The following is an 8,448-nucleotide window of genomic DNA, read 5'->3' as shown; positions in this document are numbered from 1 at the left end:
CGGAAAGCGACAGCTCGAGTCGGGTCAGAAGGGTGTTTTGCATGGATAATAGCTTATGCCAGATCCCATGAAGTGGGCTTATCTGGGTTCGGTGGCCAGGCGCCGAAGGTTCTGTGTCTCAGGCAATGATGGGTGAACCGGTGACCTGCGACCGCTAAATGAGCGCCACAACCTGGCACACGCCCCAATTTCCCCGACGTTTGCGGGTATTCTGATGGGCGTGGAAGTTCTGGCCCTGGTCTATCGCAACCTGCGGGCGCGGCCTGTTCGCAGCATCCTGACCCTGCTGGGGATTGTGGTTTCGACGGCTTCTATGGTGCTGTTTATGTCGTTTGGAGAGGGGCTGCGCAAGGCCCTGGGGGTAGAACTGTCTAACGTGGGACCCGCCATTCTGGTGGTTCCTGAGGGTGCGGAAGCCTTTAGCGCGGGCTATCCCGAGTTGCGCCCCGAGATCGTGCAACAGGTTCAATCGGTCGCGCCAGGGCTAGGGGTCACCCGGGTCATTCCCAGTACCGTGTTTGTGCGCGGCGGGTTTGATCCCGCCAGCAGTTTCTTTTTTCAGGGGCTGCCTCAGGGGGTGACCGCCCGGGATCTGTACCCAAACGCCAGCCTGGCCTCGGGGGTCTTGAGCCCAGGGCCGCAAGGGGCCGTGGTGGGGGGTAGCATTGCCGAACGCAACAACCTGGGTCTGGGCAAGAGCCTGCGGCTTTCGCCTCTGGTCACGCTCGAGGTGGTGGGGGTGCTGGGGCGCACCGGCGGCATGGCCGACAACTTCATTTTCGTGCCGCTCGAGGCCATCCAAACGGTGCTGGGCACCCAGAACTATAGTTCGATACTGCTCTCGATTGACCCGGGTCGTAAAGCCGACGAGGTGGCCCAGGCGCTGGAAACCCGCATCTCAGGTGTGGATGCCCAGACCGCTGGAGACGTAATGCGGTTTGCGGAGCGGGCGGTGCGGATTTCGGATCTGGTGCGCTTTGGCATCAGTCTGGTCGCGCTAATTGTGGGGGGTTTGCTGGTGGCCAATACAGTGATGATGTCGGTCTACGAGCGGATCCGCGAGTTTGGCCTGATGCGGGCCCTGGGGGCCAAGCGCAACTTCATATTTGGCCTGGTGCTGCTGGAAGCCCTGCTGCTGGGCATCGTGGGAGGCTTGCTGGGATTGTTGGTGGGGCAGGCCGCCTCGGGACTGGTTAACTGGTACACCGGGCAGGAAGTGGGAGTAGCGCTTTCGGCAGTAACTTTGCGACTGGCTTCGTTTGCCTTGCTGGTCGCAGTGGTTCTGGGCTTGCTGGCCGGATTTCTGCCGGCCCGTACGGCCAGCCGCATTAAGGTTGTAGAAGCCCTGGGGAGAGTCTGAATGCTAGAAGCCATCAACCTGCACAAGCGCTACCATCAGGGCGAAATTGACCTGGTGGCGGTGGATCATTTCACCTACCTCTTCCCAACTGGGCTGACGGCGGTGGTGGGGCCGTCCGGCTCCGGCAAGACCACCCTTTTGAACCTGCTGGCGGGCTTCGACGTGCCGAGTGAGGGGGAGGTGCGCCTGGACGACACTTCACTCTCGAGCCTGTCCGAAGACGCTCGTTCGGAGGTGCGCCTCCAGTACATGGGATTTGTGTTTCAACAGTGGAACCTGATCCCCACCCTGACCGCCCTGGAAAACGTGGCCTTTCCCCTGATGCTGGCGGGCCGCAGCTTCAAGGAGCGCACTGCGCGGGCGGCTGAGCTGCTGGAAGCGGTGGGGCTGGCTCAGCGGGGCCGCCACCTGCCCAGCAAACTTTCCGGCGGTGAACAGCAGCGTGCGGCCCTGGCTCGAGCCCTGGCCCTGAACCCACCCATCCTGTTTGCCGATGAGCCTATCGGCAACCTGGACACCGCTTCGGGAGCCAGGGTGGTGGAACTGCTTTTGCGCCAGGCCCAAGAAGGCCGCACGGTGATTCTGGTCACGCACGATCTGGAGCTGGCCCGCAAGGCCGAACGCATCCTGCACCTCAAGGATGGAAGGCTGCTTAAAGTAGAAGCGGTGTTGTCGGCTGCCCCTGCTGTTCAGAGTGTTTAGAGCGTTTTTATGAACGCCTTCCCTTTGTGGGAGAGGCGCAGGCCGCAAGGATCAAAGGCCTTCGTGGTGAAGTGCGCAATCGCAGACCCAGCGCGATATGATTCGAACTCGAGGGCAACCATACCTATGAAAACCCTGCCTGCTCAGATGCTCTATGGGGCCGATTACAACCCCGAACAATGGCCGCGTGAAACCTGGCTCGAGGATGTTCAATTGATGCAAAAAGCGGGTGTGAACATGGTCTCGCTGGGGATTTTTTCCTGGGCCCAGCTCGAGCCCCGCCCGGGCGAGTACCAGTTTGCGTGGCTGGACGAAGTAATGGATTTGCTGTATGCACACGGGATTATGGTGAACCTGGCAACCGCAGTGGCAGCACCGCCGCCCTGGATGGCCAGGCACTACCCCGACTCGAGGCCGGTAACCGCAGAGGGGGTGCGCCTGGAGGTTGGGGCGCGGCAGGGCTACTGCCCCAGCCACCCGGCTTTTCGCCAGCACGCCCAGGCCCTGGTGCGCCAACTGGCCCAGCGCTATGCCCAACACCCCGCGCTGCGAATGTGGCACATCAACAACGAGTTTGGCTGTCATATCAGCGAGTGCTACTGTGACCTCTGTGCGGCCCAGTTTAGAGGGTGGTTGCAACGCCGCTACACCCATATTGAAGCCCTCAACGCAGCCTGGGGCACAGCTTTCTGGAGCCAGCGCTACAACGACTGGAGCGAAATCCAGCCCCCGCGCAAAGCGCCCACCTACCCCAACCCCACCCAACAACTCGACTGGCGCCGCTTTAGCTCCGACAACCTGCTCGAGTTGATGCAGGCCGAAACCGCCATCGTGCGCGAAGCTACGCCCCACATCCCCGTCACCACCAACTTTCTGGGTTTTATCCGGGGCCTCGACTATTTCAAATGGGCCCAGCACGAAGACCTCGTTTCCAACGATAGCTACCCCGACCCTGCCGACCCCCAGAGCTATCTGGCCTCGGCCATGGAGTTCGACCTGATGCGCTCGTTGCGGCGCGGCCAGCGCTGGATTCTGATGGAGCAGGCCCCCAGTGCGGTTAACTGGCGTGCCCACAACGCCCTCAAGCGGCCTGGTCAGATGCGCCTGATCAGCCAGCAAGCCCTGGCCCGTGGGGCACGGGGCATCCTGTTTTTCCAGTGGCGGGCCTCCAGAGCCGGGGCTGAGAAGTTCCACAGCGGCATGGTGCAGCATATCGGAGCCGCGTCCTCGAGGGTCTTTGCCGAAGTGTGCCAACTGGGGGCCGAGTTGCAGCACCTGGCCTTTCTTGCCGAGGCCCAGGTGCCCGGCAAGGTGGGCCTGATGTTCGACTGGGAAAACCACTGGGCCCTGGAACTCGACTCCAAACCCAGTGCCAGCCTGAACCTGCTGGAACAAACCCGCAAATACTACACTGCGCTACACCGCCTGGGCCTTTCGGTGGACTTCGTACACCCCGAGTCCGACCTGAGCCCCTACTCGCTGGTGGTGGTGCCCAACCTCTACCTCACCACCCCAACCGCAGCCCAGAACCTCGAGCGCTACGTGCACCACGGGGGCAGTGCGGTGATGGGCTTTTTCAGCGGCATCGTGGATGCCAACGAGCACATTCACCTGGGGGGTTATCCGGCCCCCTTCCGAAAGATGCTGGGCTTATGGATCGAGGAGTGGGCGGTCTTGCAACCCGGCGAAACCCGCCCCATACGGCTGTGGGATGGTGCGTTGGTGAGTGGCAGCTTGTGGTGCGACCTGATGCACCTCGAGGGGGCCCAGCCGCTGGCCCACTACCAGAGCGATTTCTACGCAGACCGTCCGGTCATCGCCGGCCATGCCTTTGGACGGGGCCATAGTTTTTACGTTGGCACCGACCTCGAGTCCGCTGCCCTGCACAAGCTGATGCAGCAGGTGTGTAAGCAGATGGGCCTGCGCTACACCGACCTACCCCCTGGAGCCGATGCGGTGGTCTCGCAGACCCCCCAGGGGGCTATCTTGCACTTGATGAATTTTGCCTTCGAGCACGGCCTCGAGGTGCAGCTTCCCGAGGGTGCCGTGGATGTGCTGAGCGGAGAAAGCGTACCGCAAAAAGTGGTGCTCGAGCCCTTCGAACTGCGCCTGCTGCGCTATGCACAAATTGACCTTGCCGATCTTCGCTTTGCCATCCAGGCCTGAATATTTTCTTCCAATGCCATCTCTGCGCGTGAGTGGCGTGTCTAGCGTCACTCAATTGCCGCCCCACTAGGCGCGTTCGAGGGTCTCTTTTATTGCTTTTGGGGGCACCTACAGCGCTTCCCACCATTACGCCTCACACGGTGAGGCGTAATGTACCCCGCACAACCAAGTCTCTGCGTGCGGGGTATTCGTGGTAAACGCTGTAAGCGCAGACTTGTAACATTGCTTCCTACAGCGCATACTCGATCTTGATAATGCGCAAAACCTGTTTGCCCTTGGCCGTTTCCAATACGGCCTCCTCTGCAACCCTGCGCCCCAGCAGCGTTTGCGCAATGGGTGCCGTGAAGGCCACCCGCCCCTCCAGCAAGTTGGCCTCGTCCACGCCCACAATGGTCAAGCGACGCTCCTGCTGGCCTGCCAACAGCGTGACGGTAGCGCCAATCTGTATTTCGTCCTGGGGTAGGGTGTGGGGGTCTACCAGTTTTGCACTGGAAAGCCGTTCTTCAAGCAGCTCGAGTTTTCCCCGAACCAGCGCCAGGGCTGGGCCACCGTCCAGTTTTTGCAGCACGCCTAATTCATTCAAGAGTGCGGTGTGTTCGTCTTGTAGCAGCGCCAAGCCTCTGGGGGTGACGTAGTTGGGTATGCCAGCAGGCAGCGGGGCTCGAGCGGGAATTGCCACCTCTCCACTGGAAGCGTCTTCCTTGACAAAAGCTCGGCTCATGGGTCTTTATAGCATAAACCCGCCGTAAGTCTGAGGTGTGTATGGAAATCTGTATTTGGACGCGCTCCCCTGTGCCACTGAATCATGCTGCCGGACTGCGGACACTTCTTGTACATGGAAGCTCCAACGGAAGTAATCCAGCCGCTTGACGAGTTTTTTCGACAGAGTATTAGGCTTTAGGCCGATACTCAGGGATGCTGGTTATCCTAAGTGACTAAAAAATCATATGATTGACTAATCAGTCATTTTGCTGTACAGTCATTGTCAGAGGTGGCGGCAATGACCAAGGACATGTATCAGCAAAAGCGGGAAGACCTGCGCCGGGAGCAAATCCTGGGGGCGGCCACCCAGGTCTTCTCGGAGCGTGGCTTTCAGGTGGCCAAGATGCAGGATGTTGCCAATGCCGCCGGGGTCTCCAACGGTACCGTGTACAACTACTTCCGCTCCAAGGACGAGCTGCTGCTGGCGCTGCTGGCGCAACTGGCCGAGCGGGAGCAGCGGGCCGAGCAGATGGAGCAGCTCAAGACCGGCGACCTGGGGGCGGTGATGGCGGCGCAGTTGCAACGGCGCTTCAAGGCCCTGCAAGCCCAGAAGGAACTCTGGCGGGTGGTGCTGCCCGAGCTGATGGTCAACCCCGCGCTGCGGCAGCGGGGCTTTGAGGAAATTTTCGGCCCCATCTTCAAACTGAGTGAAGACACCTTTGTTGGCATGAGCAAAGCGGGCAAGCTGCGCAAACTGAAGGCCGCCCACATGGTGCGGGCGATGGCCGGAAGTGTGCTGGGGGTGTTTGTGCTGAGCCTGCTGGGCGACGAGACCACCGACCTCGAGTCCGACCAAATTCTGGCGCTGCTGGGCCAGACCTTCGCTGCCGCCTTCGCCGGAGGTAACAAACCCAAGAAATAGCCGTCCGGCAACAGACCACTTTCATACGTGCGTTCGAACTCTTCGACGTGCAGGTACAGTGTTGTCTTTTGTCCTTAGGCCTTCGACCCTTCGACTCGCTTCCGCTCCGCTCAAAGCAAGCCTTATACCTTAGACCTTCGACAAGGAGACTTAGATGCGCATCGCAATCATCGCGTTAGGCAGTCAGGGAGACGTGCAGCCCTATGTGGCCTTGGGCAAAGGGTTGCTGGACGCTGGGCATCAGGTGCGACTGATCAGCCACGAGAATTATGCCTTGACCCAAGGGCAAGGCCTCGAGTTCTGGCCGGTACAGGGCAACGTCCAGGCCATCACCGAGTCGCCGGAGCTGAAGCGGCTTATCGAGAAGGGCAACTTCATCGCCATCCAGCGCTTCGCCGCCAAGGCCGCCGAGGGGCTGCGGGCCTGCCAGGGCGTGGACGTGCTGGTGACGGACGTGGGCGGGGGCGCCCTCGGTGATCGCGCCCTTCTTCGGCGACCAGCCCTACGGGGGCGAGGTGGTCGCCCAGATCGGGGCCGGGCCGCGCCCGATCCCTCGAAAGCAGCTCACCCACGAGGGGCTTGCCAGGGCCATCAACGAAGCCCTGAGCAACCCGCAGATGCGGCAGAAGGCCGCAACTCGGGCGGCAGATACGCGCCGAGGACGGGGTGGGAAAGGTGGTCAGGTTGATCGAGCAATTTATAGGCGTTGAGCGGGGCGTGTTGAGGGTGAGGACATGATCGAAGTATCGAAGCTCAACTTTTCGTATCCGGGCAGCAGGAAGCTAGCTCTGAGTGATCTAAACTTCAGCGTCGAGCCCGGTGAAATATTCGGCTTCCTCGGCCCCAGCGGGGCGGGCAAGAGCACCACCCAGAAGATTCTGATCGGCCTGCTCCGAGGCTTCGAGGGCGAGGTGCGCGTGCTGGGCAAGCCGCTGCAAAGCTGGCGGTCGGACTACTACCAGCAGATTGGGGTCTCGTTCGAGTTGCCCAACCACTACCTCAAGCTGACGGCCCTCGAGAACCTGCACTATTTCCGCACCCTCTACGCGGGCCGCACCGACGACCCCTTGCAGGTGCTCGAGTCGGTCGGTCTCGAGGGAGACGCCCGCAAGCGGGTCTCGGACTTCTCCAAGGGGATGCGGATTCGCCTTAACCTGGCACGCGCCTTGCTGCACCGCCCCAAGCTGCTCTTTCTCGACGAGCCGACCTCAGGCCTCGACCCGGTGAACTCGAGGCGCATCAAGGAGATCATCCGCCAGAAGCGGCAGGGGGGAACCACGGTTTTCCTCACCACCCACAACATGACCTTCGCTGAGGAGGTCTGTGACCGCGTGGCCTTCATGGTGGACGGGCGGATTGCGCTGATAGACCGCCCATCCGAACTCAAGCTGCGTTACGGCGAGCGCACCCTCAAGGTCGAGGTGGGGGATGGGGAAGAAGTCAAGGTACATACCTTCCCGCTGGCCAATCTGGCTGACAACCCCTTCTTTCTGGCCTTGCTCAAGTCGCCCCACCTGCGCACCGTCCACAGCCAGGAGAGTACCCTCGAGAGCATCTTCATCCGTGTGACCGGGAAGACCCTCGAGAGCGCCGCGTGACCATGCCCCCTCTGGGAGAGGGCCGGGATGAGGGAGGGAGTGAAGCGAAAGCATTTTCTCGAGGAGCCAACTATGAACCGCCTCTGGTCGACCCTTCAACTCGATTTTCGGCAGCAACAACGTAACGGCTTCTACTATGCAGCGCTGTTCGTGATGGGCTTCTGGCTGCTGGGCATCCACTTTACCGCGCTAAAGAACGTGGAGCCCTCGAGCTTTGTTCCCCTCTTCATCGGCATGAACGCTCTGCTGACCGCCTTCTACTTCGTGGCCGCGCAGGTACTCTTAGAGAAAGGCGAGGGCACGCTGGCGGGCCTGACCGTCACCCCGTTGCGACGTGAGGAGTATCTGGCCTCCAAAGTGTTCTCGCTGGCGGCGATCACGCTGTTTGAGGGCCTCGTTGTCATCTTCTCGGCCTTCGGATTGCCCCACAACCTGCCGTGGTTGCTGCTGGGAATGCTGGGTGTCAGCGCGGTTTATACCCTGATTGGCTTCTGGCTGACCTCGCGCTACGAGAGCCTGAACCAGCTTCTGATGCCCTCGGTGCTGGCAATTCTGTTCTTGCTGCTGCCCTTGGGGGCGGTACTGGGCGTACCCTGGCAGTGGTTCTTCTGGCACCCGTTGATGCCTGCGCTGCAACTGGTGCAGGCTAGTGCCGGGCCGCTGCCAATCGGGCAAATGTTCTACGGCTTGGCGGGCACGGCGGCTTGGGTTTGGTTGTGGTTCGGGCTGGCTCGAGGGGCCTTCGACCGCTTCGTGCAGCCGACAGCCGGAAGGGAGGTTTGACGTGCCCGGCATCTACGGAGGCCTGCTCTGCGCCGATCTGCGCAACATCGCTCGAGACCCCATGCTGCTCTATATCCCGCTGATTCCGGTGGTGATGGCGGTGGTGTTTCGCTTGGGGGTGCCGGTGGGGAGTGAGATTTTGCTCGAGCGCTTAGGCTTCGATCTGTAGTGCGCCCCTAAAGTGAGACCATAAGCTAAGAGAGCTTTTGGTTGAT

The 8,448-nt window shown here is 61.1% G+C and carries 9 protein-coding genes; 8 read left to right on the top strand and 1 reads right to left on the bottom strand.

The genetic code is table 11. From position 1 onward, the window contains the following. The first annotated feature begins 220 nt into the window (after window positions 1-220). The 3 genes from Q0288_RS15755 (at window position 221) to Q0288_RS15745 (ending at window position 4,228) form a co-directional block, all read left to right on the top strand. Window positions 221-1,360: an ABC transporter permease gene (locus tag Q0288_RS15755; RefSeq protein ID WP_299432520.1), complete on the top strand. Its 1,140-nt coding sequence runs from the start codon at window positions 221-223 to the stop codon at window positions 1,358-1,360. Then, the gene (locus Q0288_RS15750) at window positions 1,361-2,062 is read left to right on the top strand and encodes an ABC transporter ATP-binding protein (protein ID WP_299432517.1); all 702 of its coding nucleotides are present in this window, start codon (window positions 1,361-1,363) and stop codon (window positions 2,060-2,062) included. A 126-nt stretch (window positions 2,063-2,188) separates the two neighbouring features. Next, a complete protein-coding gene (locus tag Q0288_RS15745; RefSeq protein ID WP_299432514.1) occupies window positions 2,189-4,228 on the top strand; it encodes a beta-galactosidase in 2,040 nt (679 codons plus the stop codon). A gap of 229 nt (window positions 4,229-4,457) precedes the next feature. On the opposite strand, the gene Q0288_RS15740 is transcribed toward Q0288_RS15745, so the two are convergent. After that, window positions 4,458-4,949, bottom strand: a complete 492-nt coding sequence (locus tag Q0288_RS15740) for a GreA/GreB family elongation factor (protein WP_299432510.1) — start codon at window positions 4,947-4,949, stop codon at window positions 4,458-4,460. Between the two features lie 279 nt (window positions 4,950-5,228). Between Q0288_RS15740 and Q0288_RS15735 the strand changes: the two genes are divergently transcribed. The 5 genes from Q0288_RS15735 to Q0288_RS15715 all read left to right on the top strand — a co-directional run bounded on the left by Q0288_RS15735 (window position 5,229) and on the right by Q0288_RS15715 (window position 8,402). Continuing rightward, window positions 5,229-5,852 carry a TetR/AcrR family transcriptional regulator gene (locus tag Q0288_RS15735; RefSeq protein ID WP_299432506.1) on the top strand — a complete coding sequence of 208 codons (624 nt, stop codon included), beginning with the start codon at window positions 5,229-5,231 and terminating at the stop codon, window positions 5,850-5,852. A 154-nt stretch (window positions 5,853-6,006) separates the two neighbouring features. Further along, a complete protein-coding gene (locus Q0288_RS15730) occupies window positions 6,007-6,540 on the top strand; it encodes a glycosyltransferase (RefSeq protein ID WP_299432504.1) in 534 nt (177 codons plus the stop codon). A gap of 46 nt (window positions 6,541-6,586) precedes the next feature. Further along, entirely contained in the window at window positions 6,587-7,450 is an 864-nt protein-coding gene (locus tag Q0288_RS15725) for an ABC transporter ATP-binding protein (RefSeq protein ID WP_299432501.1), read from the top strand. Window positions 7,451-7,522: 72 nt separating this feature from the next. After that, on the top strand, window positions 7,523-8,233 hold the full coding sequence (locus Q0288_RS15720; RefSeq protein WP_299432498.1) for a hypothetical protein: 711 nt from the start codon (window positions 7,523-7,525) through the stop codon (window positions 8,231-8,233). Window position 8,234: 1 nt separating this feature from the next. Further along, window positions 8,235-8,402, top strand: coding sequence for a hypothetical protein (locus tag Q0288_RS15715; RefSeq protein ID WP_299432495.1), 168 nt, complete (start codon window positions 8,235-8,237; stop codon window positions 8,400-8,402). Window positions 8,403-8,448 lie beyond the last annotated feature (46 nt).

The organism is uncultured Meiothermus sp., from assembly GCF_937863175.1.
GTDB lineage: Bacteria > Deinococcota > Deinococci > Deinococcales > Thermaceae > Meiothermus.
The sequence above is the reverse complement of the archived record's forward strand: the minus strand, read 5'-3'. Positions and strand labels throughout refer to the sequence as shown.

What these genes read in the sequence shown, in the direction of transcription:
- Q0288_RS15750 (WP_299432517.1), top strand. Translation starts at nt 1,361, where the DNA reads ATGCTAGAAGCCATCAACCTGCACAAGCGCTACCATCAGGGCGAAATT.
- Q0288_RS15745 (WP_299432514.1), top strand. Translation starts at nt 2,189, where the DNA reads ATGAAAACCCTGCCTGCTCAGATGCTCTATGGGGCCGATTACAACCCC.
- Q0288_RS15740 (WP_299432510.1), bottom strand. Translation starts at nt 4,949, where the DNA reads ATGAGCCGAGCTTTTGTCAAGGAAGACGCTTCCAGTGGAGAGGTGGCA.
- Q0288_RS15735 (WP_299432506.1), top strand. Translation starts at nt 5,229, where the DNA reads ATGACCAAGGACATGTATCAGCAAAAGCGGGAAGACCTGCGCCGGGAG.
- Q0288_RS15730 (WP_299432504.1), top strand. Translation starts at nt 6,007, where the DNA reads ATGCGCATCGCAATCATCGCGTTAGGCAGTCAGGGAGACGTGCAGCCC.
- Q0288_RS15725 (WP_299432501.1), top strand. Translation starts at nt 6,587, where the DNA reads ATGATCGAAGTATCGAAGCTCAACTTTTCGTATCCGGGCAGCAGGAAG.
- Q0288_RS15720 (WP_299432498.1), top strand. Translation starts at nt 7,523, where the DNA reads ATGAACCGCCTCTGGTCGACCCTTCAACTCGATTTTCGGCAGCAACAA.